24 protein-coding genes and 1 pseudogene are annotated in these 22,202 nt (G+C 54.0%); 7 read left to right on the forward strand and 18 right to left on the reverse strand.

Annotated elements, in window-relative coordinates; all coding sequences use genetic code 11:
• The first annotated feature begins 173 nt into the window (after nt 1-173).
• Both JSS75_02595 and hpnD read left to right on the forward strand, forming a co-directional pair.
• Nucleotides 174-1,028, forward strand: a complete 855-nt coding sequence (locus tag JSS75_02595) for a squalene/phytoene synthase family protein (GenBank protein ID MBS1902571.1) — start codon at nt 174-176, stop codon at nt 1,026-1,028.
• The gene (gene hpnD / locus JSS75_02600) at nt 1,028-1,960 is read left to right on the forward strand and encodes a presqualene diphosphate synthase HpnD (GenBank protein MBS1902572.1); all 933 of its coding nucleotides are present in this window, start codon (nt 1,028-1,030) and stop codon (nt 1,958-1,960) included. Before JSS75_02595 ends, hpnD begins: the two co-directional genes overlap by 1 nt.
• Before the next feature lie 291 nt (nt 1,961-2,251).
• Here the strand turns inward: hpnD and JSS75_02605 are convergent, their stop codons facing one another.
• From JSS75_02605 to JSS75_02615, 3 genes are all read right to left on the reverse strand, one after another.
• Nucleotides 2,252-2,896 (reverse strand): T9SS type A sorting domain-containing protein, encoded by a 645-nt coding sequence (locus JSS75_02605; GenBank protein ID MBS1902573.1) that lies wholly within the window; start codon nt 2,894-2,896, stop codon nt 2,252-2,254.
• 1,030 nt (nt 2,897-3,926) lie between these two features.
• Nucleotides 3,927-4,835: a hypothetical protein gene (locus tag JSS75_02610; GenBank protein MBS1902574.1), complete on the reverse strand. Its 909-nt coding sequence runs from the start codon at nt 4,833-4,835 to the stop codon at nt 3,927-3,929.
• A 150-nt stretch (nt 4,836-4,985) separates the two neighbouring features.
• Nucleotides 4,986-5,444 (reverse strand): RNA polymerase sigma factor, encoded by a 459-nt coding sequence (locus JSS75_02615; GenBank protein MBS1902575.1) that lies wholly within the window; start codon nt 5,442-5,444, stop codon nt 4,986-4,988.
• Between the two features lie 301 nt (nt 5,445-5,745).
• On the opposite strand from JSS75_02615, the gene JSS75_02620 reads away from it, so the two are divergent.
• Nucleotides 5,746-7,386, forward strand: coding sequence for a redoxin domain-containing protein (locus JSS75_02620; protein MBS1902576.1), 1,641 nt, complete (start codon nt 5,746-5,748; stop codon nt 7,384-7,386).
• A gap of 75 nt (nt 7,387-7,461) precedes the next feature.
• On the opposite strand, the gene JSS75_02625 is transcribed toward JSS75_02620, so the two are convergent.
• From JSS75_02625 to JSS75_02690, 14 genes and pseudogenes are all read right to left on the reverse strand, one after another.
• Entirely contained in the window at nt 7,462-7,635 is a 174-nt protein-coding gene (locus JSS75_02625; GenBank protein ID MBS1902577.1) for a hypothetical protein, read from the reverse strand.
• 2 nt (nt 7,636-7,637) lie between these two features.
• Nucleotides 7,638-9,317 (reverse strand): c-type cytochrome, encoded by a 1,680-nt coding sequence (locus JSS75_02630; protein ID MBS1902578.1) that lies wholly within the window; start codon nt 9,315-9,317, stop codon nt 7,638-7,640.
• Between the two features lie 63 nt (nt 9,318-9,380).
• Nucleotides 9,381-10,127: an iron-sulfur cluster repair di-iron protein gene (gene ric, locus JSS75_02635; protein ID MBS1902579.1), complete on the reverse strand. Its 747-nt coding sequence runs from the start codon at nt 10,125-10,127 to the stop codon at nt 9,381-9,383.
• A gap of 397 nt (nt 10,128-10,524) precedes the next feature.
• The gene (locus tag JSS75_02640; protein MBS1902580.1) at nt 10,525-10,923 is read right to left on the reverse strand and encodes a DoxX family protein; all 399 of its coding nucleotides are present in this window, start codon (nt 10,921-10,923) and stop codon (nt 10,525-10,527) included.
• 117 nt (nt 10,924-11,040) lie between these two features.
• Nucleotides 11,041-11,466 carry a VOC family protein gene (locus JSS75_02645; GenBank protein ID MBS1902581.1) on the reverse strand — a complete coding sequence of 142 codons (426 nt, stop codon included), beginning with the start codon at nt 11,464-11,466 and terminating at the stop codon, nt 11,041-11,043.
• A 30-nt stretch (nt 11,467-11,496) separates the two neighbouring features.
• Nucleotides 11,497-12,354 carry a VOC family protein gene (locus JSS75_02650; GenBank protein MBS1902582.1) on the reverse strand — a complete coding sequence of 286 codons (858 nt, stop codon included), beginning with the start codon at nt 12,352-12,354 and terminating at the stop codon, nt 11,497-11,499.
• A 5-nt stretch (nt 12,355-12,359) separates the two neighbouring features.
• The gene (locus JSS75_02655; protein ID MBS1902583.1) at nt 12,360-12,863 is read right to left on the reverse strand and encodes an SRPBCC domain-containing protein; all 504 of its coding nucleotides are present in this window, start codon (nt 12,861-12,863) and stop codon (nt 12,360-12,362) included.
• A 36-nt stretch (nt 12,864-12,899) separates the two neighbouring features.
• Nucleotides 12,900-13,367, reverse strand: coding sequence for an SRPBCC family protein (locus tag JSS75_02660; protein MBS1902584.1), 468 nt, complete (start codon nt 13,365-13,367; stop codon nt 12,900-12,902).
• A 40-nt stretch (nt 13,368-13,407) separates the two neighbouring features.
• Complete coding sequence (locus tag JSS75_02665) at nt 13,408-13,674, reverse strand: DUF2277 domain-containing protein (GenBank protein MBS1902585.1); 267 nt, start codon at nt 13,672-13,674, stop codon at nt 13,408-13,410.
• 24 nt (nt 13,675-13,698) lie between these two features.
• Complete coding sequence (locus JSS75_02670) at nt 13,699-14,181, reverse strand: SRPBCC domain-containing protein (GenBank protein ID MBS1902586.1); 483 nt, start codon at nt 14,179-14,181, stop codon at nt 13,699-13,701.
• A gap of 4 nt (nt 14,182-14,185) precedes the next feature.
• Complete coding sequence (locus JSS75_02675) at nt 14,186-14,707, reverse strand: SRPBCC family protein (protein MBS1902587.1); 522 nt, start codon at nt 14,705-14,707, stop codon at nt 14,186-14,188.
• A 348-nt stretch (nt 14,708-15,055) separates the two neighbouring features.
• Nucleotides 15,056-15,238: pseudogene (locus tag JSS75_02680) on the reverse strand (SRPBCC domain-containing protein).
• The gene (locus JSS75_02685) at nt 15,162-15,512 is read right to left on the reverse strand and encodes a winged helix-turn-helix transcriptional regulator (GenBank protein MBS1902588.1); all 351 of its coding nucleotides are present in this window, start codon (nt 15,510-15,512) and stop codon (nt 15,162-15,164) included. Before JSS75_02685 ends, JSS75_02680 begins: the two are co-directional and overlap by 77 nt.
• Nucleotides 15,513-15,730: 218 nt before the next feature.
• Nucleotides 15,731-17,038: a T9SS type A sorting domain-containing protein gene (locus JSS75_02690; GenBank protein ID MBS1902589.1), complete on the reverse strand. Its 1,308-nt coding sequence runs from the start codon at nt 17,036-17,038 to the stop codon at nt 15,731-15,733.
• A gap of 538 nt (nt 17,039-17,576) precedes the next feature.
• On the opposite strand from JSS75_02690, the gene JSS75_02695 reads away from it, so the two are divergent.
• From JSS75_02695 to queA, 4 genes are all read left to right on the forward strand, one after another.
• Complete coding sequence (locus JSS75_02695; protein ID MBS1902590.1) at nt 17,577-18,605, forward strand: hypothetical protein; 1,029 nt, start codon at nt 17,577-17,579, stop codon at nt 18,603-18,605.
• Nucleotides 18,606-19,186: 581 nt separating this feature from the next.
• Nucleotides 19,187-19,510 (forward strand): hypothetical protein, encoded by a 324-nt coding sequence (locus tag JSS75_02700; protein ID MBS1902591.1) that lies wholly within the window; start codon nt 19,187-19,189, stop codon nt 19,508-19,510.
• Nucleotides 19,510-20,514 carry a tRNA dihydrouridine synthase DusB gene (gene dusB / locus JSS75_02705; GenBank protein ID MBS1902592.1) on the forward strand — a complete coding sequence of 335 codons (1,005 nt, stop codon included), beginning with the start codon at nt 19,510-19,512 and terminating at the stop codon, nt 20,512-20,514. Before JSS75_02700 ends, dusB begins: the two co-directional genes overlap by 1 nt.
• 5 nt (nt 20,515-20,519) lie before the next feature.
• Nucleotides 20,520-21,599 carry a tRNA preQ1(34) S-adenosylmethionine ribosyltransferase-isomerase QueA gene (gene queA, locus JSS75_02710; GenBank protein ID MBS1902593.1) on the forward strand — a complete coding sequence of 360 codons (1,080 nt, stop codon included), beginning with the start codon at nt 20,520-20,522 and terminating at the stop codon, nt 21,597-21,599.
• Nucleotides 21,600-21,601: 2 nt separating this feature from the next.
• On the opposite strand, the gene JSS75_02715 is transcribed toward queA, so the two are convergent.
• Nucleotides 21,602-22,135 (reverse strand): lipocalin family protein, encoded by a 534-nt coding sequence (locus JSS75_02715; protein ID MBS1902594.1) that lies wholly within the window; start codon nt 22,133-22,135, stop codon nt 21,602-21,604.
• Between the last annotated feature and the right edge of the window lie 67 nt (nt 22,136-22,202).

The following is a 22,202-nucleotide window of genomic DNA, read 5'->3' on the forward strand; positions in this document are numbered from 1 at the left end:
AATCCTCGATTATTAAATAATGAAACACCTGGTGCTCTGATACCCAGAAGACAAAAATACGGAGTTTTTCGGGTACAATGGGGAAATTCACCCTGCCGGATTCCGGAGCTTTGCGATATCCGCAGCACAAGTCCGGGCGTATTCCCTTCTAATGTATTGTTATAAGCGCACGGATGACGGATACCGTACCCATACTCACCGAAGCCTATGCCGAATGCCGGCGGATGGCTGCGCATTACGAGAATTTTCCCGTCGGCTCGGTGCTCGTCCCGAAGCGGCTGCGGCATCACTTTTTCGCGCTCTATGCCTGTATGCGCATGGCCGACGATTTCGCCGACCTCCCCGAACGGCCTCGCGAGGAGCGCCTTCGACTCCTGGCCGATTGGCGCGACCGCCTGTTGAACCCGCAGCGAGACAGCGAACATCCGATCTTTCTTGCCCTTCGTAATACCATCACGGAGTGCCGACTCGATACTGCTCCGCTGCTTCGGCTGCTTGAGGCATTCGAGTTCGACGCTCGGGGCAATGTCCGATTCGAGACGTTCGACGACCTGCGCTGGTACACCGCCCGATCTGCCGACCCTGTCGGCGAGTTGGTGCTGGCACTCTTCGGGCACCACGAGCCCAGGCTCATTCAGCTCTCGAACGAAATTTGCACCGGGCTGCAACTGCTGAATTTTATTCAGGATATTAAGGAAGATCTGGCAAACGGGCGGTACTACTTCCCAAAAGAGGATTGGGATCTCTTCGAGATCGAACCGTCGGCAGAACCGGACAAAAACCGTCTGGCCCTGCTGTCACTCTTTGAGGCAGACCGCGTAGAATCGTTGATCGACCGCGGAGCACCGCTGGCTGAAATCGTCGGGGGGAGGCTCGGCCTCGAGCTCCGGGCAGTCGTACACTCGGCCCGTCGAATGGTGGCAAATATCCGCCGGTTGGACGGCAACACATATTTAACACGACCTACGCTCACGAGGCGGGAACAAATATCGGTACTTTTGCAGTCTTTGTTGACACGAGCGGCATAATGCTGGACGAACGACCCATCCATAGCGCAGAATCGATCTTTACGGAAGAGCCTCTTCCGCCCCCGGCGACGGGCGGAAAGAGTAATTTCTTCTACTCGTTCTCGCTCTTGCCGAAAGATCAGCGGCTGGCGATGCAGTCGGTCTATGAGTTTTGCCGATACACTGACGACCTCGTCGACGAGGACATCGCGCTCGACCTGCCCGGCATTAACATCAAGAAGGAGGTCGCGCTCGAGAAGAAGCGTATTCGACTCGACTGGTGGCGCGCAGAGGTCGAAAAATGTTACGACGGAAGCTCGAAGCACCCGATCCTTCGCAATCTCTACAAAGTTATTTCCCGCTTCAAGATCCCGAAGCAATACTTCCTGACGCTCATCGACGGAGTCGAGATGGATCTCGTGCGCAATCGTTACGAGAGCTTCGACGAATTGAAGGACTATTGTTATGCGGTCGCAAGTATCGTCGGGCTTATCACGATCGAGATCTTCGGCTATAAGTTCGAACGCACGAAAGAGTATGCGATCGACCTCGGCATCGCGCTGCAACTGACGAACATCCTGCGCGACATCAAGAAGGACGCCTCGATGGGCCGCATCTACATCCCGGCCGAGGACATGCGCCGCTTCGGTGTCACCGAGCAGGACATCCTCAGCGGCAACTACAATCTGAACTTCATCAACCTGATGAACTTCGAGGTTGCGCGAGCACGCGAGTACTACGCCGCCGCCCGCGCAAAGCTCGGCAAAGGCGAACGCTTCACGCTCTTCGCGGCGCAGATCATGGATGCGATCTACTTCCGCTTGCTCCGTAAGATCGAACTGGCCGAGTATAACGTCTTCCGCCACCGCATCTCCGTGAGCACGCCCCACAAGCTCCTGATCGCCTTCCGCTTCTGGTTCTCGAGCGTGATCTTCCGCGAACGCGGCTCGTAAGTACCGGGCAGGGCCTGTTCATCAATCGGAGCCATCCATGACGGACGATCTCTGCAGAGCTTCCAAGAAGAAGAAATATGCATCACAAGCGGAAGCCAATGCCGCCATTGCCGCGCTTGCACAGGTCCGACGCAACACGCAATCACTTTCAAGCTATGAATGCCCGTACTGCAACTACTGGCACATGACAAGCAAACCGAAACCGGATTCCTCAGAGTCACGCCCACACTTCCTGAAGCACCCGAGGAGCCGAAAGGCGAGGTAGTTTTTTCTACGGCGAGGGATTACTCCCTACCTCTCAACCACCACCATGTTCGTGTACGGTCCGTACGGAGTGGTGATGCCGGCGAGGTAGATACCGCTCGGGAGTTTCGATACATCGACGTCCACGCTGTACTCCGTCAGACGTTTGATCGGCACCGACTGTTCGCGGCCCATGATGTCAACCAACCGTAGCGTCGTAATCGGGCAATTACGCGCCAGGGCAATCTGCGTATGTTCTGTCGCAGGGTTCGGAAACACATTGACGAACTTCGGATAGTTCAACGGGACGTACTCTTCTACCCCCGAGTGTGGTTGTTCGCCTTCATAGCGGAAAATATATGTATGCGCTCCTCGCTCTGCTGCAATCCACACGTGGTTGCGGTCACTCGAACTAATGATCGCTCCGTCAGACTCCCCGAGATCGGAATCCCACAAAGTGGTCGAGTCTATACTCCACGTCTGACCGCGATCGGTCGAATGCACGATCCAATATGCGTCGTAATTCGTCGTATAGATCCTCGTGTTCGCCCACGTGTAGTATTCGTTTGGCTGACGAAGCACGGTCATCCAGATATCATTCGTATCTGCAGCAGCAAATCCGCGAGCACGGTACGGGAAGGAACAATTGAAATGCCAACTCTTTCCGTAATCAGGAGTATAGGTAAATGTCATGAGAGCGCGTATACCTGACGGTGACGTTAATCCCTGTAACGATACTTCAGCGCTGGTCGCTCTAAATGCAAATCCTGTACCGGCAATCATATCGCACTCTGTTCTTTCAGGCGTTTCCGTTGTGTTCCCCCAGTCTGCCGTACTCGAGAACCACGCTAAATGAGATACCAGGGAATCGGGCAGGTCAGAAAAGTAAGGAAACCACTTGCGACCGCCGTCTGAACTTACGAATGTTGTAATCCCCTTCGGTGACTGGAGATGGAGCGTATCTGCCAGATCTGTAACGAATGCGAACCAGTGCACACTATCGATGTACACATACGAAGGCACTAAAGTCGGGTTGAGTGTATAGCTGTGCCCGTCTATTTGGTACGTATAGAACTCGCTCGGCGTATTAAGTGCATGTGTAGTAAGCCCTCCGTCGGTAGAACCGAGAAGTTGGCCATTGATCTTGTCATTGAGGCCAACAATATAGTTATGGGGAAGACATGCGAACGGATTGAACGCGCTTAGAGGCTTAATCCAGTGCAACCCAAGATCGTCGGAGCGAAACAGCAGTGCTGCTGATATCGCTCGACCTCCTGTCGTGTCATATAGTCTACAGTACAGAGCATCACCACTCCAATTCAGTATACACGGATCACCGTAATATACAGGTCTAAGGGGAGCCGGGAACTTCAAAGGCGACCAAGTCCGACCACCGTCTGCAGTAAAGAAGTGCATCGGGTGCAAATCTGATCCATACTTCTCCTCAGGAACAGTATAGCGTCTACATACTAAGAAGCCGCGAGAGCTGTCAATAAAAAACATTTGAACAGGCCATAAGCTGTCGCCGGGGACCCGAACAACAGACCAGCGCCCATTAGCGGCTTGGGCCGACGACACGGAAGGAAGAAGCGCCAGATTCAGCAATAACAATGTGGCGCCTATTAGGAACCTGCAACTCCAATTCATGCGCGCAAGATCGTCAATCAAGAGTTAAACATCAGCCCTGTGCGGATATGGTTCCCGCACAGGGCTTAGCAGTAGCTTATTGGCATGGCCCGCCGCACGTCGCAGTAGGCGGCGTCGTTGAATAGTCCATGCCACCAACCATGTTGGTTGTAATGGTTGGATTATTAAATGTCGCCGACACAGTCTTGAACGGTGTTGGAATAAGTCCCCCCGGTTCCTTCCCGTTCCAATCCGGATCACCGTTCGAGTCCCAGATATAGTACACCGTAGCGGAATTCACAGCCTGAATGCCATCCATTTCCCAAGTTAGATGGGCGAGCGGTGGTATTTCCCAGTACGTTGGGGTCGAACACGTCGTGCAAGTCGGCAGTGCGATGAGCCTGAACCTACAAATAAGATTTCCGGACGCATCGTAGCTACAATAGTCGCTGCCACCCCCACGGCCATTGCACACTCCGTAGAATGTAGTATCCCACCTACTAAGCGCAAAATTCCACGCCTTGATACCCCAACTGTCATTATTCCATGGTGAGACGCCGAAATTCTTCATCACGTTACACACAACCACATTCCCACCAAATGGTCCGTTTTGTGCAATTTGTACCTCAAGATCAACCTGAACGACTGCCGGTGCATGTCCGTATGGACCGCAATCTGCAAGACATCCGGTATTGTTCCGCAAACTGAAGTAGTGATATGAGTTGGAGGGCACCGGACAGATGGTCCCGTTCGGGCGAAGCGTACACGGGACTGCCTGCTTGGAACAGGTAGTGATCCCGAGATAAATACCCGGTGTCGGCGGGGGGTTCGGGACAGAGTAAGTCCCAAGTATACAATTCCAAATCCAACAGTAATCGGTCGTCAGAGTCGTCTCGCCAAAGTCGCCGGTATTTGTGCCACACACATTGGACTGGCCAAAGCTTGTGCGATGCAGGGCAACAAGAGCAAGCACCACAACTAATGTGAAATACAGCTTAGTTTTCATAGAGCAACATCATCCATTCGTATTCTTTACAAACCAATATCGTCTGCATTCAACGCAGAGATTAGGCAATGATAGGCCCCCTCATGTCCGGACATTACATGGGCGTTACTTTATATACGATTGAACCGGCAGAATCGGGTAGGTTGATGATTATGAATTCTTATGAATAATTCGTTCATCGTGCAGCGCAAGAGCCCGAAGTGTACGCAAGGCGGCTGTGATGCGGGCTTTGGCTGCATCGCTTGAAATGTTCAGAATCCGTCCTACTTCCGAGACAGTGTGCCCTTCCAGATAGTGTAACCGAACCGCTTCCGCTTGTTTCGGAGACAGCCGTTCGATCAATTGCTCGATCGCCAACCGTTCAAGCGTCAAATGTTCGGGGTTCGGGATTCGTATCGCACTATTCTGGTCGTGCGTATCAATCTGGGAGAACGGTACGAGCCGCTTGCGGCGGCGGATCTCGTCGATCAGCTTGCGCTTCGCTGCGGTGTATATCCGAGCGACGATAAATGGGTCGTCGATCGGTACATGAAGCAGAACCGACGAGACAGCCTCACCGATGGCAATCTCGAGAAAATCGTTTTTGTCGAGCCGGTATGAGGTCAGCATATATCGTACTGTGGCCTGAATTTCATTCACATCCGTGAATGGGGGGGGGGGGGGGGGGGGGACTGTTGTTTCATGTTTCATAGTCTGAATTGCTACGTGATAATGGTACGGTCTGCTAAGACACAGGGCCTGATGAACAAATATATGCACTTTTTTGCCGCCGCCATGCAAAAACTCAGCCTCTCGTGTTCTTGCATTATCAACTAGAAACGGAATGTGACCTGTCTTCGTATTGTTGCCAGTGCTGATCAAATTCTACCGTTTAGTATTCCAGCGGTCGTTGTTTACCAACTCAAGAAACATGAAGATATTCCTCGCTCTCCTCGTCGTGTTCGTCGCTGCGTCAGCGGCATCGGCACAGATTACAGTCCATGGCATGGTGCATTGTGCTGACGGCTCCGCGCCGATCCTTGCACATGCGCATCTCGGGAAGATGCATGAAAATGCGACGAAGAGCTCGAGCGTCGAGTGCAACGCAAAAGGCGCGTTCACGATGACCGTACCTGCTCCGGGTATCTATGAACTCCGGGTGAGCGCCGTCAGCCATACCGAGGCAAGCATTCCCCTGATCGTCACCGAACCGAAAAAAGAGATCACGCTCGACGTGATGCTCAAAGCGAACAATTACGATCCGATGCCCGAGCATGTGCGGATCATCGGCGACTGGAACAAGTTCGAATTCGCCGGTACCGATACGCTCGCGCCGGTGCAAGACCCGAACGGCATCTATACGTTTGTGGGCGACCACATCGCTACGGCCGATACGCTTGCCTATCAGCTCCTGAGCGTCGCCGGCAATCATAGCGTCAATGGGTCGCAGGCCGATTACTACACCTATGACGGCGGCGGCGATTACCGTTCTGTACTTCGCACGAAGAAAGGCGAGAAGGTCACGATTACCTACGATCCGGCGAAGATGCAGTATGCATCGTCGATGCGTCTGCCACGGATTCAGTTTAACGACGAGTTTTTGATGAAAGCGTATGCGCTCTATTCGACAGTCGAGCAAATGAGCGAGGAGATGATCGTCGAAACGAATGGTCAGCGCTCGATCTCCGGCGAGAAATATCAGGCAATGCTCGGCTACATCCGTACTGCCCTCTCCGGTGCGCAGGCCAGCGGTAACACAACGTTGGCGCAGTATGCGGCCGTCGTGTTGGCAAGCCAGTACAACCCCGACCTGCCGCTTTCAAAGGACGATGCAGCGACGATCCTTGCTGCCGTGCCGGCAAACTCGCCGATGTGGTCGCTCGCCCCGCATGAAGTGATAGAACTCACGTCGCTCGTCGAGCCGAATCAGGGAGCAGCCTATCGTACTGGCTTGGAGTCGAACCCCGAACGTTCGGTCCGCGCGGTCGCGCTTGCAAATCGTCTTGAGACGGCCTATACCGCAAAGCGGACGGACGAAGCGCGAACACTCTATACAACACTCAAGACCGAGTATAAAGATATCGACGATATCAAATACGAAATCACGAAGTTCAATCCCGACGCGGCGGTGCAACTCGGCAAGCATGTTCCTCCGTTCGAACTTGCGTTGCTCGGCGAGGCATCGAAAGTCAGCGACAAGTCGATGCTCGGACATTATTATATGATCGACTTCTGGGCAACGTGGTGCGGGCCGTGTGTGCGCGAGATGCCGGCAATCCACAAAGCATACGAGAAATTCCGCGGACGAAAGGGCTTCGAGATCCTCTCTATTTCGATGGATGCCGCCGAAGGACAAATCGCTCCGTTTCGCGCCAAGAAGTGGAAGATGCCGTGGCTGCATGCGTTCATTCCCGGCATCTTCAATGCCGATCTGGCGAAAGAATTCGAAGTAGCCGGTATTCCACGGCCGATTCTTGTCGGACCCGACGGCACGATCGTCGCCATGGAAGATTCGATGCGTGGCGAGAACCTCGAGAAGACGCTCGCGAAATTCCTCGGCGAGCCCAACTGATCGTACCCTCATACGAAAGAAAACGCGCCCCAAGCGAATTGCCGGGGCGCGTTTTGTTTTCTACTATATCATTTATTATCGTTCGATGCGTTGCGTACACTGGCACGGGTTCTCTTTCCCGCCGACCGTCATCATCTTTTGATTATTCTTGCCTCCGGAAAACGAACTGCGAACGAACAGACTTGCGATCACGAGCAGCGCCGTGCCTGCCATGAGAATACCAACCCTGATATATGATTTGCTGAACATACTTACCTCCTGACGATACCGTTCGAATCGACGGACGATGCGAACTTGGTTCTGAAATCTTTCAAGTGCAGTACGGGCCGTTCGCTCGGTGAGAGCGAAAGCACATACGCGACGAGCGCCCAGCGTTCGTCATCCGACTTGAAAATATCCTTGAACGACGGCATTGGTGTCCCGTTGAGTCCGGCGTTGAAGGTGCGGTAGATATCCTCGGGTCGGTGGCCGTTCTTGAACTGCCATTTGTACGTGAGATCCGCAGTCCTGATCGGCTGCTCCCAAGTATCTTTCAAACCAACCGACGATGGGCCGTTGCCTGCGCCCGATTCTCCGTGGCACTTTGCACACTGCATTTGCGCGAATACCTGTTTCCCTTGTTCGACCATCGACGCGAGATTGCTCGGTACCGGTGGGATCTTCAACACCTCCGGCTCTTTCCTCGCGTTCCATGCGTCGAGGAATCGTTCGGAGAAGGTCACGAGGTACACTGCAACATTGTGAATCTGCTCCGGCGTCAGGAATTCGCCCCATGCAGGCATCGTGCCGCCATTGACACCGACGCGAATGATGTGCTCGAGGTCTCCCATTGTCGGGAATGCGCCGCCGACGGTCGAGCGGAATTTGTAGAGGCCGAGACGGAAATCGCGCGGAGGTACTTCGAAGCCAGCCGCAAGGAAGCCTTTGCCGTCGCCATTGACGCCGTGACATGGCGTGCATTGCTGACGGTAGACAGTTTGCCCTGCAACCGCTGCATCATGTTCGCGCATGTGCGCCGGAACAGTCGGAAGCTGCGGGTTTGGGTTGTACTTCGTCGCCCACGCAACGCCCGGTTTGGTCATCCACTTGCTGGTGTCGTCGGTAAACGAGAGCCCATGTTCGGTGGCATTGAGCTTGTTCTTCGCCCAACCGGTCATCGATGCGAAGCCGGGACCGTACAGATCGTACATCTGGAAGAACTGATACGCACGCGCATCGGTAAGGACTTCACGCAACTCGTGGTAATATCGTTCGAAGCTATACTCGAACTCCACGCCCTGTCCGCCGATCAGATAGATCTTGTTATGGACGGGATCGACAACAGATTCCTGATGGAAGAGGTAGCGGTAGTACGGGCTGTTCGGTCCGCCGCAGTAATCGAGGAAGTCGACCCAGCCGTTGGGCGATGCCGTATCGATCTCTGCGAGTCGGTCCTTCACGTTGATCCCGTACGTACCGCCATACTTTTCGAAGAACTCCGGAAATTGGGTATCCTTCCATTGATGCTCACCGATGGTGTGGCCGATTGTGAACCCGAAGCTTGCAAGCGTGTGCGTTTCCCATCGCGAGCCCGGAGCCCAATGGAAAATCACGCCGCCTTTGGGGCCGTCCCAATCGGTGCCGCCGTAGGCTTCGACCTGATGTTCGGCGACTTTGTTGTTGAAGCACCAGAACACGAAATCGAGCCAGCGCGGGTCACCCGGCACGAGCGTCAGGGTTTCGGTATTGAGGTCGTGATCGGGATTGTAACTCGTACGAATCCCTTTGGTACGCTTTGCCCATTCATCCTTGTCCCAGGCGAATGCGCTCATGTGTTTGTATTTGGCGGAGCCTTCCGTCTTCCCAAAGAAGAACGCGGCAACGCCGACAACAATGATAGCAAGACTGCCTACGAGTGTAAGTCGTTTTGAGTCGATTGGTTTCGTGGTCATGATACTGATAGTTTCGGTGGTTCGGTAGTCGATGATCGCTCGGCGATCCGGTGTGATGGATGCTTACGATTGCATGCGTGGTGCTTGCGCAGCTTCTTCTTCAAGGCGAATCGCCTTGGGAAACAAGATCGCATTTTCGAGAAAGACATGCTTGTGTAGGTCGCGTTCAAATGCATCGAGTTCTTTGTAGAGCAGGCGCATGGTCGTGCAGGCATCGGCCGGAGGAGTGTAGTCTGCAAGCAGTCCGCGGATCCGGGCCATCGCATCGCCGGTCTGTTCATGCTCGTCGAGCATCATACCGATCGGGCCGGCAACGCTGCCAAACGACGGACTCTGGAGCTGGCCACCGTCACGATGCGCACGATAGAGCACTTTCATGAACGGGAACAGGATCTGCTCTTCTTTGGCCATGTGATCCTCGAACGCCTCGCTCTCGCTTCGGAAAATCTCCGCCGCTTCGTAGACCTCCGGATGGCGTTCGCCGTGTGCGCGTTCGACCTTACTAAGATGAAGACCGATCAGCGGGATCTGTGCCCGAACGTATGCGTGGTGATTGTTGACGATGTAATCAATGAGGAACGGCAGCTCCCACTGAATGTGCCTAGGCGAGGCTTCGTCGGCTTCAACCGTCGCAAGCTCGGATGCAATCGTCGCAACATCAAGCCCTTTGCGGCTGCATGCTTCGGTGAGTGTCGCGCCGCCGTTACAGCAGAAATCGAGACCGTACTTCTCCAGCACCGACGCGCTGGCAAAGTTCTCCGATACAATTTCTCTAAGGGTTCGCTCCGATGTGATTGGAATTGTGATCATATCATTAGGTGGTAATGTGCAGCCGCTGACGAAGTACCGATATTCATTCCGACAACGACTGCGTGGATGTATTTCCCCCGACCATCCGGATCATGACCACCGTACGACATCTCTTCGTCCGGCTGCTGTGCGCTGGCGGTTTGTTAGCCCAATCCCGCTGCGCAACACATCACGATCTCGTGATCGTGATACAAAATTACTCGGTCTCCCTTATAATTCTTTATGACCTATGTCACAATGCAGACAAATACCGTCCGATTTACTTTGGAGCCCAATCTATTTACCTGAATAACGCTAACTGCTACAAGCACATGAGTTACGGCCGACCGACCGCTCTCGCCGTCGACTACACACCACAGTTACAGACCACGTTAAGGCAAATAATGACCAGAAAGGACTATTGTTTCTTTCGAAACGAGTCAAGACTCCACACACCCGCCCCTGCTGCGGAAAAATAGAGCCAGATAAAACAGAACAGCACTGCCGAGCCACCGCCGTTCTCCACGGTCCAGAAGGCCTTCGGTGCATGTGCCTGGAAATAGGCGATAGCCATTTCGCCCGAGAGTATGAATGCGACCGGCCGCACACAGAAACCGACGAGTATCATCGCCCCGCCGAACGCTTCGAGCACACCGGCAAACCAGACCTGTGAGAACGGGACGAGCGTATTTCCCGGCGGCATACCGATCGGCCAGCTAAAGAGCTTCAATGTCCCCGACTGAATGAACACAATGGCCGCAACGATGCGCAAGAGCGCAAGAAACTGCGGCGTATAGGATTTCCACTTGTCTATCATGTTGCTTCTGGTATTGGGTGGTTGGATAGTAGTCAGTAGCCAGTAGCCAGGATGTTATCGTCAAATAGAAGATTCTACCTGACTACTGACTACTGGCTACTGACTACTAATTACTAATTACTTCTTCACAGGTGTGTGCGAGATCATCCAGCTCACGCCGAACTTGTCGACGACTTGTCCATAGTAGTCGCCCCAGAATTGGTCGCCCATCGCGAGACGAACGTTGCCGCCGGCGGCGAGTTTGTTAAAGACGTTGTCGGCCTGTTCGCGGCTATCCGAATGGAACGAGAGATGGATGTTGTTGCCAACCTGCAGCTTGTCGCCCATGCCCTCGACCGCATCGGTACCCATCAGCGTCGTGTCGCCAACAGGCAACGAAACGTGCATGAGCATATTCTTCACGTTCTCCGGCGTATTGTCCATTCCCGGCACCTCGCCGAAACGCATGAGCATGCGGAAATCGCCGCCAAAGACGGACTTGTAGAAATTGAATGCCTCTTCAGTATTGCCCTGAAAGTTCAGGTACGGATTGATGATTGCCATAATAGATGATTGAATTGCGATTGAATGAAATTATACGAGCGCTGCTTCGATGTCAGCAATGATGATCCTATCCATCTTCAGCATCGCCTGCATTGCACGTCCTGCCTTTGCCCGATCCGGATTCGAGAGCGCCTTGCCGAGCGCCGTGGGGATGATCTGCCACCAGACACCGAACTTGTCGGCAAGCCAACCGCAACGGCTGTACGTACCGCCATCGCCGAGCTTGCTCCAATAATAGTCTACTTCGTCTTGCGTGGTGCAGTTGACAAAGAGCGACTGTGATTCGTTGAAGTTGAACGCATGCGGTGCGTTGCTATCCATGACCATGAGCTTCGTGCCCAATATCGTGCAAGCACCGTGCTTCACGGTGCCTTCCTGCCCCATCTCGCCGGCGCCGAAGTACGTGATGTTATCGATTGTCGAGCCCTTGAAGATCGACGTGTAGTGCTCAAGCGCCTCTTTTGCTCGGGCATGCTGCGGGCCGACAAAGAGCAGGAACGGCGAGACCGACATCGTGCTCCCCGGCGAAAGAAAGAGCTGCCACGACTGCCCGAACTTGTCCTGCACCCAGCCGAACTTCTCGCTGAACGGATACTTGTCAAGCGGCATGAGTTCAACGCCACCGTCGGTGAGCACCTTCCACGCATGATCCACCTCGGCCTCGTTGCCGAGCGTCACGAAGAACGAGATCGCCGGCGTCAACGGCTGATGCGGGCCTCCGTTGAACGTGATGATCTCGGTACCGGCGATGTCGATCGTCACGCCCATCGGCTTGCCGGGCCCCGGCATCGTGCTGAGCATCTTGGAGTTCTTGAATGCGGCGAGATAGAGCTTCGCCGCGTCCTCAGCCTGGTCGACGTACCAAACGAATGTCTGAAGTTTGTGCATGGGGCTTACTTGGTTAGTTCTGAGAGATATGCTTCGAGATACTCGAACGTGCCGTTCCAGCCGCCGTTCATGCTGTCAAAAGACGAATTGAACGTGGTGATCTCTTCGTCGGATGCGTTGTACGGCGACCATGCGATCGTAAGATCGGTCTTACCTGCATTATCCACCAGTGTTGTGACCGACGTCATCTGCAACGGCCACGTAGGAGCCATCGGGTGGTGGGTGATTCCACCTTCTGCGTCGGAGAACGAGTGCAGCAGATCGATCTTTTCCGGCTTCACGATCTCGCGGAAGATCCACTTGCCCCACATCTGCTCGCCGCTCGGCGATTCCTGGCAGTAATGAAATGTGCCGCCGACACGAAAGTCCATATCGCATTTCGGCATGATGAATCCTTTCGGCGCGAACCACTTCATCAAATGATCCGGCTGTGTCCAAACGTCCCACACCAACTGTCGCGGCGCATTTAGTGTGCGAGTGATTGTGAATGTTTTCGGTGATACTTCCATAATGGTACGTAATACGATGAATGATTGAGTAGAAGATCAGTTGTGTTCTGCAGCAAGCAGGTCGTCGAGGCGTTCGTAGCCTTCGCGCATGCCCCACTCCATGCCGTGTTCGATCATGCCGTCGCGGTCTGCTCGAGATTGGTATGTGGATACCGATGTCATCCGTGTTCTGCCACCGATGTCTTCGAAACTCACATCCTGCACGATGATGTGCCCTGCCATCGGTTCGAACTCGAACGTCATCTGCAGCGACGACGGAGGATCGATCGCGAGAAACTCTCCGCGAAAGGCATACTCTTTGCCTTCCGGGTCATACTGCAAGAAGCGCCATTTGCCGCCGACATACGGTTCGAGCGTCTCGACAACGGTGCGCAGCATACGCGGACCCCACCACTTCGGGATCATCTGTGCATCAGTCATCGCGCGAAACACGAGTTCTCGCGGTGCATTGAACTCGCGCACGACGTGGATCGTCGTATCCGATGGCAACGTCATCACGTGCATCGGATGGACAGTTGTTGTTTCCATTGTTGTCAGTGAAGTCTTATCCGAACCGCTGCATCGCCTTGGCTTTCGCTCGGGCAGCAACGACCAAACGGTCTCGCGGCGCAGATGTAGTTGTCAATGAATCGATCAGTTTCCGTGCAACCTGTGCCGTCTCCTCGACTGCCGCATCGAACGCTGCCGCGTTTGCAAGCGACGGCTTCGTAAAGCCGCTGAGCTTGCGCACGAATTGCAGCGCTGCGTCGTGGATCTCTTGATCGGTTGCCGGGGGATCGAAGTTAAAGAGTGTTTTGATATTTCTGCACATGGCTTTGGCTCGATGTTGGGGAGTCTATCGAAGACTAACATCAAGTTTCTCGAACGACTCGTTCCAGCTTGCTTTGGTCATCTCGACCATCTCAGCCGACTGGAATTCACCGTGACGCAAAGTCATCTTCGTCTTCGCGCCGAGATCTTCGAACGTGAGGCTGACCCGCATGATCGTCGGCATCGCATCGCCAAACCCATAGTGAGCGGGGCCTACCATATTTCCCTGCTCATCGGCGAAGCAATCGGTGTACTCCACGAACTCCATCGGGCGGATCGTTTCATACGTCCCCGTGACCCAAATCTTCTTTCCCTCCGGGTCCATGAATGCGAAGAGATACTTCCCTCCCTCGCGGAAGTCGATCGTGCAGTTTGGGACCGTGAAGACTTTCGGGCCAAACCATTGCTGGAAGTGCTTCGCATCGGTCCAGGCGCGCCAGACAAGTGCGCGCGGCGCGTCAAAGATGCGCTCGATAACCAGATCGGTTGCTTGTGCTGTCGTTGCCATGTGATTATTTTGTTAAGTGAGTGAGCACGTATTCTTCGAGGTTCGCAAGGTGCTGCTTGCCGCCTTCGATCGCGCCGTATTTCTCGACGACATGATCGCGCAACTTCAGGCTCGGGAACACGCTGCGCATCATCACGCGAGTCTTGTTTCCCATCGACTCGAAGGTGACCGTCGCATGGAATTGCGCATCGTATACCCCTTCCGGATCGCCGCCGCCGTGATCGTACGATATCAACTCGTTCGGAATGATGGTATCGAACATCGACCAGTTCGGATAATCCTTCCCATCGGGTCCGTGCATCACATGGTGCCAACTCCCGCCTTCACGGAAATCGAATGTTTCCGTGGTGGTGGTAAACGCGTTCGGTCCCCACCACTTTTCGAGGTGCTTCGGATCGGTCCAGGCTTCGTACACCAGCTCGCGCGGGGCGTTGAGCACGCGGATGATAACGATCTCGCGATCGATCCCTTCGTCGGTGACCAACTCTTCGAGGCGTTCGAGGCTCTCGCTCCAGCCTTCCGACATTTGCAGCTTCACGTAGCCGTCGCGCACCGCGTTCGATTCGAAGTTCGTCGTGATCGTCAGCTTCGTCTTGCCGGCGACGTCGTCGAACGTCACCGTCACGACCGAGTCGAGGTAGTTCGTGTTCTTGCCGTCTTCGATCATGCCCGCGAGCATATCCTTCCACGACTGCGGATGCTCCGAGAGATCGGTCGTATAGACGATCTTCGAAGGCGGATCGATCTCGAGGTACTCGCCTTTCATCGTGAACGGGCCTCTGAACTCCTCGGGGATGTTACCTTGTCCGTACATCGAGAAGCGGTACTTCCCGGCGACGTGCGCATTGCTCGAGCAGTCGGTCGCGAAGATGCGCGGACCGAACCAGCGCGCCAGATGCTCCGGCTTGGTGAATGCCTCGAATACGAGTTCTCTCGGTGCGTTGATCATGCGCGAGATCACGACCTCGCAGTCACGCGTTTCAACCGTTGATGTCATTGTTTGCGGCATCGTGTTTCTCCTTTGATTGTAGTTCTTGTAAATACTCTTCCAACGCATCGAGCTTTTCTTCCCAGAACTTCCGGTACTGCTCGACCCAATCGGACACTTCCCCGAGCTTGGCAAGCTTTGCCTCGCAGAAGCGCTCGCGCCCTTGCTGCTTGACATCCACCAACCCGCACTCGGAAAGGATCTTCACATGCTTCGAGATCGCCGGACGGCTGACCTGGAAGTGTTGTGCGATCCCGTTGATCGTCATCGCGTGCATCGCCAGCAGCGCCAGAATGGCTCGGCGCTTGGGGTCTGCTATGGCTTGAAATACGTCGCGTCTCATATCATGAGTAACTGAACGGTTACAAACATACGTAACTATTCGGTTACTTGTTCAATAAATTTAAAAATAATTTTACCGGCACTCTAAACGATTACTTAGCAACAACTTGCAAGGACGATCTATGTGGACATAGATATGGGTAGGGACAACCGTAGGCGCAAACGAAGGCGATCTGCTCTTACAATTGTGAAGGCAAAGCCGAAGGTCGGAGTCCGTTCCTACTGCACGACAATCTTTCCGGCGCAGAATTGGAGATCGAAGTATTCCAGGACCACTGCGTACATGCCGGGTGGTAAGTGAGAAACATCGATGTCGGCGGTGCCCTCTGCGGAAAGCACCCCTCGTGCGACCACCCTCCCGAAGATATCATACAGACCGTAACGATTCGAGTGGTCGATCGACGAAATATGCACGACGTTGTGAGCCGGATTCGGATAACAGTAAGTGTAGTATCGGATCTTCTCAACCACTTCGACGTGCGACAAGCCGGATCTGCCACGTGAGAGTATCGATGCGCGTGGGAAGATGTCGAAACTGAAGCTGGCTATCGGATGACCATCACCCGTCATCGCCAGCCCCCAACAAGCGGATGGTGAGAAGCTGGTATCCACGATGATCGTGTCACTACGCCACGACGCACCGCGATCGGTACTGAAGAGGATGTTGAAGTTACTGAATCCGTCCGCGTAGATCGTATCGCGATCGAGTGGGGTGGTCTTCGTAACGTAGCTAATCTTCGAGGTCGGGTAAATCGATGGCTTCTCCCAAGTGACTCCGCCGTCGGTCGAACGCATGATCAGCCCGTATCCACCACCAATGTCGACGGTATCCTTCGGCCAAAGGCGCCCGTATGCAAGAATTGTGTCGCCTGAAGTATACGTACAGTTCTCGATATCATAGTGATTCTTCGGGTCCGACAACGAATCGAATATCAACTTCGATGAATCGACCGTCTTAAAGTTATTTCTCGTTGTATAGATCGGACCGTGGCCGATCCGGAAAAATCGAAAGACACCGTTGCCGAAGGACCGGCATGAGCAAAGATAGGAGTAACCCGGCTGCGTCCGATCCGTCCAGGTACTGCCTCCGTCGGTCGTGGTGAACACTTCACTGTCTAACCCAACGCCAACAACAATGCCAGTCAGTGAATCGGAGTAGTCGATGTCCGAAAGCTGCCGGTTTACGGGAAAAGGCAGCTTCCTCCAGGTAATGCCAGCGTCCGTCGTCCGGATGACATACCCTGCGTCGGCAATGCCAACCGCATGCAAGGAGTCGATCTGCTGGATTTTCGTGATGCCCGAATTCGTGAGGAAGAGCGGATATTGTATCTGAAACGGTTGCTCGTGCCACGAGACTCCTCCGTCATTACTACGAAAGATAGTCAAGCGTTTGCTTACCGCATGATTCGGATCTGTCGTAATAATCGCTCCGGCAGTACAGTTGTTTCCTTTGCACGATAACGACGTGAAGCAAATCAGCGAATCCAGATGCCCGGTCGACGATACCCAGCTATCCGAATGCGTCATGTGCCACGTCACTTGCCCGTCTGCTTGCCGAACTGTCGTAGTTAGCAACAGCAGCAAGAGGCAGACGGGCACTAACCGAAAAACCACAGATCTGATCGAAACGGTTACTGACATCCTTGTAGGAAGCATGTATCGTACGAATATCCCCACGGGCCGGTCCAGGTCTGGCCTACCGTCGTAGCCCCCCACCCGGAAAACTCAGGGCAGTCGGCGGTGTAGATCATCGTAGTAGAACAATTTGTTTCTACAACGTGGTCCGAACTATTGTGGCAGATATCGCAGGTACGTTTGCAATATGTCGCGTCTCATATCATGAGTATCCGGATGGTTAGAAATATACGTGACTTTTCGGTTACTTGTATATACATTCCGATTTTTCTCCCAGCGATTAAACATTTTATTTTCAATACTTTATATTAGAATGCATCCAGGATGCAATCTCTCGTTCACCAGTAGATTGCCTCCGGTCATCCGGTGCGTTGGTCAGAAATCAATCACCAGTGTATATTTTCCCTGAGAGCATCTTATTTTTGTTGCTATGAAACCTGCCCTGATAATTCTGCTTTTCCTGACCACCCCAGGTCCACTAGTGGCACAGCAGCCGACCATTACTAAACTAGTGGCCGACGAAGCGAAAAGTTTACTACAGATCAGGGGTCAATTCGGAACGGTGACAGGTTCGGTTCTGATAGCGGATACAACTCTCGATGTCGTCTCTTGGAGCGATTCGCTTATAGTGTGCAACCTGCCTGATAGTGGGCGAGGAGCAGGAGGAAATGTAACAGTCAAAACTCAAGATGCCATAAGCAATGAGAGGTTTCTGAGCGTTTTCAAGCTCGATGTGTTTCACTCAGATTGGTATTTCGCCAATGGGGGCAACAATCCCAAAGGCTATTTCTCGTGGTCCATCGCATTCCGGGCAGACATAGGGTCGTACCTCGGGTCGGATTCCCTACAAGTATTCGAGGCTTCAAAAGTGTCCTATGGAAGTGCCCTAGACCCTATTACTTCTGAGTCAAGAAAAGTCAACTGGGAGGATACAGCAGCCCATCAGACTTCAGGAATTGCTGTTTCAGGCGTGCTCAACAAGTATAGTCGAACGATCAAACTAATTGCTGGAATGCAGTTTGATAACCCCTTCGGAGCTGCGCATTACTCTTCCTCGGGTTATGCCACGAAGCCGTTTACGTACGATACGCTAGGGAATATATTTGGGTACTGGGACTTTATCACCATAGGGGGCGGAATGCAAGCTGATCAGAATTATGTCTCCGGCAAAATCCTATTCCCTCCGTCAATGATAAACACGGTTGTGGTTAGCCCTCCCAAGGACGATCAGATACGATTGACGCGCGATCGACATTCGATAAAAATTCACTCGAGCTGTGACCTTGGCAAGACGACTATCTTGCTTTACTCGGTCAATGGTACCCTGCTTTCACACGATATAGTCAATCTGGCAGTAGGCGGAGAATACACCATTGATGTGAAAAGTATATCCGCGCAAGAGGGTTTTGTGGTACTACAGACTGAGAAGGGGTTGATCTGCAGGAAGATAATATTATAATGTATAGACTGACCGCATTAATCGGAACAGTATACCTAGCAGCTGCAAATGTACCTGCCCGTTGATCAAGACGCCTTCGTAAGTTACCAAGCGTCTAACTAATGACCCATCGGCTATTCGGGGGCAGGCAAGGTGCCCGCAATATTAAATCTCAAAAATAAGCACTTTGCCTATTGACAATTAGTACATATTTCCGTATATTTGCATCGTGAAATATGTACCACACGGCCATCGGCCCAGAGTGTCAAAACGTCCGCTTCGGCGGACGTTTTCGTTTGGGGTGGTTGGTGGTGTGTGCACAATCATATTGTTTGATTGTAATGGGTTACAGACCCAATTTCCGGATTTGAGTACCTGGTACTGCCCGCCCACGACTAAAGTCGTGGTCTATGTGTCATTCGGTCCTTCGGACGCTGAATGCGGGCTTCGTCCGAAGGACCGAATGAAACATAGACCGGGGTTTCAACCCGGGCGGGGGTCGGGGTGGCTCCGCCGAAGGAGCACGGACTAAGAGTCCGTGCCACTGCTGGGGCAACACAGGCGTTCGGAATGCCTCCTACTCACCGATTGTTTGGCAGACAATGAAGATCCTGTTTTCCGTCATTCTTCTCGTCGGGGCGTTCTACTTTATCTGGTGGGGATATAAGAACTTACTCCGTCGCGAGCGCGACCGCGACGCTGGCGTCCCGGAAGGCGTGGCCTGCCATCTCTGTGGCGAGGGCTATGCGGCCGAAGAGGTTGTGACCGTCGAAAAGCGAGCGGGCTTCGAAAATTACTTCTGCGGCAATTGCATCGCAAAGCTTGCGGCAGCGTACAACGAATTGGTGATCGAAGGCACCGCACGACCCATCTTCGAACATCACGTGCTCAACGGCGATAACGGATCGGTCGCGCACTATAACTAATGGCAAGGATCGGAACCATAGACCTGGGCGAACGGCCGCTGCTACTCGCGCCGATGGAGGACGTGACGGATGTCTCGTTCCGCATCATCGCGCGCCGCATGGGCGCCGATGCGGTCTATACCGAATTCATCTCGAGCGAAGCGATCATCCGCGCGATCGCCAAGCAGATGAAGAAGATGACGATGCTCGAAGAAGAGCGGCCACTTGCAATACAGATCTATGGCGGCGACCCCGATGTGATGGGCGACGCTGCGCAAGTCTCCGAAGCCGCTGGCCCCGACTTCCTCGACATCAATTGCGGTTGTTGGGTGAAGAATGTTGCCGGCAAAGGCGCAGGTGCCGGACTCTTGAAAGATCCGCCGCGCATGATCAAGATGGTCAAGTCGGTCGTCGATGCCGTGAAGCTTCCGGTGACGGTCAAGACGCGACTCGGTTGGGATCAGGAGACGATCAATATCCTCGACCTCGCACCGATGCTCGAACAGGCAGGCGCGGCGGCGCTTACGATCCATTGCCGAACCCGTTCGCAAGGACATAGTGGGGCGGCCGATTGGAGTTGGATCCCCCGCATAAAAGAGCGTGTGAAGATCCCGGTGTTTCTCAACGGCGACGTCAACTCACCCGAAGCTGCCGACCGCGCATTCCGCGAGACGGGCTGCGACGCCGTCATGATCGCCCGCGCCGCGATCAGCAACCCGTTCATCTTCCGCGAGACGAAGGAATTCTTCAAGACGGGTTCGTACTCGCCTGCGTCGCTCGAAGAACGCATCGAGCTGTGCTTGAGTCACTTGCGCCACTCGATCGACCTTCGCACTGAGAAGGGCGGCATCCCGAACTTCCGCAAATATTATCTCGGCTACTTCAAAGGCGTCTATGGCGCATCGAAGCTCCGCGCCGATCTGATGCAGATCTGGAGCTACACCGAAGTAGAAGAGCGCCTCTGGAAATTCGCGGCGGAAGCGAAGGAGCGATCAACCATGCTTGTTGAAGTAGCCAGTAGTTAGTAGCCATGCTCCATCTGTCAGACTACGACTACGTTCTTCCCGAAGATCTGATCGCAAAATATCCGCTGCCGAATCGGAGCGATTCGCGGATGCTGGTTCTCGATCGCGAGAGTGGTTCGCTCATTGATACAAGTTTCAAGTCGATCGTTGACTACATCAATGCAGGCGATTGTCTGGTCGTCAACGAGACGAAGGTGATCCCGGCACGCCTGCATGCGGTTCGTGAGGCGACGGGCGCACGGGTTGAGATATTCCTTGAGCATCGTCAGGCCGATACGACCGACACATGGCGGGTACTCGCAGCGCCGGCGAAGAAATTGAAAACCGGCGAGCGATTCGTCATCACGGGTGACCTATCATGCACAGTCCTTGAGGAATTGCCCGAGGGTGAGCGCATCGTACGATTCGAATCGGCAAGCGGGAATGTCGAAGATGCACTCGATGCGGCAGGGCAAATGCCGATCCCACCCTACTTGCATCGCGAGGCAGATGCGTCAGACCGCGAACGCTACCAGACTGTCTATGCGAACACGATAGGCGCCGTCGCTGCACCGACAGCGGGGTTGCATTTCACCCCGGAGATATTATCCGCTCTCGAGGCGAAGGGCGTGAAGATAGCCAAAGTGACGCTGCACGTCGGACTCGGGACGTTCCGTCCCGTCGAGACCGAAGACATCACGGCCCACCGCATGCATAGCGAGCGATACGTCGTGACGAAGGAAGCCGCGACGATCATCAACGAGCCCCGCAAGAACGGAGGCCGCATCGTAGCCGTCGGGACGACGGCAGCGAGAACACTGGAGACCGTTGCATCAGTGGAACGGACTCTTAGTCCGTTCTCGTCGGCTGAACGCCCGCGTCACTTCATCGAGGCAGGCGAAGGCGACACGGCCATCTTCATTTACCCGCCCTACAAATTCAAAGTGGTTGACGTTCTACTGACCAACTTCCACCAGCCGAAGTCAACGCTTCTGATGATGATCAGCGCGCTGGCAGGCTACGACAATATCCGCAACGCATACGCACATGCGGTCGAACAGAGGTATCGGTTCCTCAGCTACGGCGATGCGATGCTGATCCGCTGAACCTACTTGCAGTCCTGCGGCATCATCTCCACCTTCGACGAATCGAAGCCGAGTGACTGGGCCTTTGAGAGCAGCGTGGAGATCGTCTCTTTCGGAAGCGTCTTCTCGCGGGCGAGGATCCAAAGGTAATCGCGGGCCGGTTCACCAACCATGGCGTACTTGTAGTCGGGGTCCAAGGCTATCACCCAATATGCCCCCGCGAACGGCCAGAAGAAACGCACCTTCAATTTTGCCGGCTCGGCAGGATCGACAACCCAGGCTGTGCCGGTCGCACTTTTTCGGACGTTCGGTTCGTCAACTTTGTATCCGGCGTTCGTCACTTTGATGTCGCCGTTTTCTTTGAGTTCGTAGTTGGCCGTGACGCACGTCAAACCGGATTCAAAGCGGTTCGGTAGTTTCGCAATCTCATACCAAGTGCCGAGGTAGCGTTTGAGATCGAGCGACGCAACCACGGGCAATGCAGGTGTGGTCGCGGTACACCCAACGAATGCCGCAAGACCTGCGACCATTATAACGGGCAAGAATAGGTTTCTCATGATTGTATATACGTTTTCGGACTCTGGGATGGTTTTGTCGTCGGGAAAAGGTGGGTCCGACGGTTGG

The sequence above is a fragment of the Bacteroidota bacterium genome, assembly GCA_018266755.1.
Lineage (GTDB): Bacteria > Bacteroidota > Ignavibacteria > Palsa-1295 > Palsa-1295 > JAFDZW01.

Excerpts from the sequence above, each read along its gene's own strand:
- JSS75_02595 (MBS1902571.1), top strand. The coding sequence starts at position 174 with ATGACGGATACCGTACCCATACTCACCGAAGCCTATGCCGAATGCCGG.
- hpnD (MBS1902572.1), top strand. The coding sequence starts at position 1,028 with ATGCTGGACGAACGACCCATCCATAGCGCAGAATCGATCTTTACGGAA.
- JSS75_02605 (MBS1902573.1), bottom strand. The coding sequence starts at position 2,896 with ATGACATTTACCTATACTCCTGATTACGGAAAGAGTTGGCATTTCAAT.
- JSS75_02610 (MBS1902574.1), bottom strand. The coding sequence starts at position 4,835 with ATGAAAACTAAGCTGTATTTCACATTAGTTGTGGTGCTTGCTCTTGTT.
- JSS75_02615 (MBS1902575.1), bottom strand. The coding sequence starts at position 5,444 with ATGCTGACCTCATACCGGCTCGACAAAAACGATTTTCTCGAGATTGCC.
- JSS75_02620 (MBS1902576.1), top strand. The coding sequence starts at position 5,746 with ATGAAGATATTCCTCGCTCTCCTCGTCGTGTTCGTCGCTGCGTCAGCG.
- JSS75_02625 (MBS1902577.1), bottom strand. The coding sequence starts at position 7,635 with ATGTTCAGCAAATCATATATCAGGGTTGGTATTCTCATGGCAGGCACG.
- JSS75_02630 (MBS1902578.1), bottom strand. The coding sequence starts at position 9,317 with ATGACCACGAAACCAATCGACTCAAAACGACTTACACTCGTAGGCAGT.
- ric (MBS1902579.1), bottom strand. The coding sequence starts at position 10,127 with ATGATCACAATTCCAATCACATCGGAGCGAACCCTTAGAGAAATTGTA.
- JSS75_02640 (MBS1902580.1), bottom strand. The coding sequence starts at position 10,923 with ATGATAGACAAGTGGAAATCCTATACGCCGCAGTTTCTTGCGCTCTTG.
- JSS75_02645 (MBS1902581.1), bottom strand. The coding sequence starts at position 11,466 with ATGGCAATCATCAATCCGTACCTGAACTTTCAGGGCAATACTGAAGAG.
- JSS75_02650 (MBS1902582.1), bottom strand. The coding sequence starts at position 12,354 with ATGCACAAACTTCAGACATTCGTTTGGTACGTCGACCAGGCTGAGGAC.
- JSS75_02655 (MBS1902583.1), bottom strand. The coding sequence starts at position 12,863 with ATGGAAGTATCACCGAAAACATTCACAATCACTCGCACACTAAATGCG.
- JSS75_02660 (MBS1902584.1), bottom strand. The coding sequence starts at position 13,367 with ATGCACGTGATGACGTTGCCATCGGATACGACGATCCACGTCGTGCGC.
- JSS75_02665 (MBS1902585.1), bottom strand. The coding sequence starts at position 13,674 with ATGTGCAGAAATATCAAAACACTCTTTAACTTCGATCCCCCGGCAACC.
- JSS75_02670 (MBS1902586.1), bottom strand. The coding sequence starts at position 14,181 with ATGGCAACGACAGCACAAGCAACCGATCTGGTTATCGAGCGCATCTTT.
- JSS75_02675 (MBS1902587.1), bottom strand. The coding sequence starts at position 14,707 with ATGTCGGAAGGCTGGAGCGAGAGCCTCGAACGCCTCGAAGAGTTGGTC.
- JSS75_02685 (MBS1902588.1), bottom strand. The coding sequence starts at position 15,512 with ATGAGACGCGACGTATTTCAAGCCATAGCAGACCCCAAGCGCCGAGCC.
- JSS75_02690 (MBS1902589.1), bottom strand. The coding sequence starts at position 17,038 with ATGACGCATTCGGATAGCTGGGTATCGTCGACCGGGCATCTGGATTCG.
- JSS75_02695 (MBS1902590.1), top strand. The coding sequence starts at position 17,577 with ATGAAACCTGCCCTGATAATTCTGCTTTTCCTGACCACCCCAGGTCCA.
- JSS75_02700 (MBS1902591.1), top strand. The coding sequence starts at position 19,187 with ATGAAGATCCTGTTTTCCGTCATTCTTCTCGTCGGGGCGTTCTACTTT.
- dusB (MBS1902592.1), top strand. The coding sequence starts at position 19,510 with ATGGCAAGGATCGGAACCATAGACCTGGGCGAACGGCCGCTGCTACTC.
- queA (MBS1902593.1), top strand. The coding sequence starts at position 20,520 with ATGCTCCATCTGTCAGACTACGACTACGTTCTTCCCGAAGATCTGATC.
- JSS75_02715 (MBS1902594.1), bottom strand. The coding sequence starts at position 22,135 with ATGAGAAACCTATTCTTGCCCGTTATAATGGTCGCAGGTCTTGCGGCA.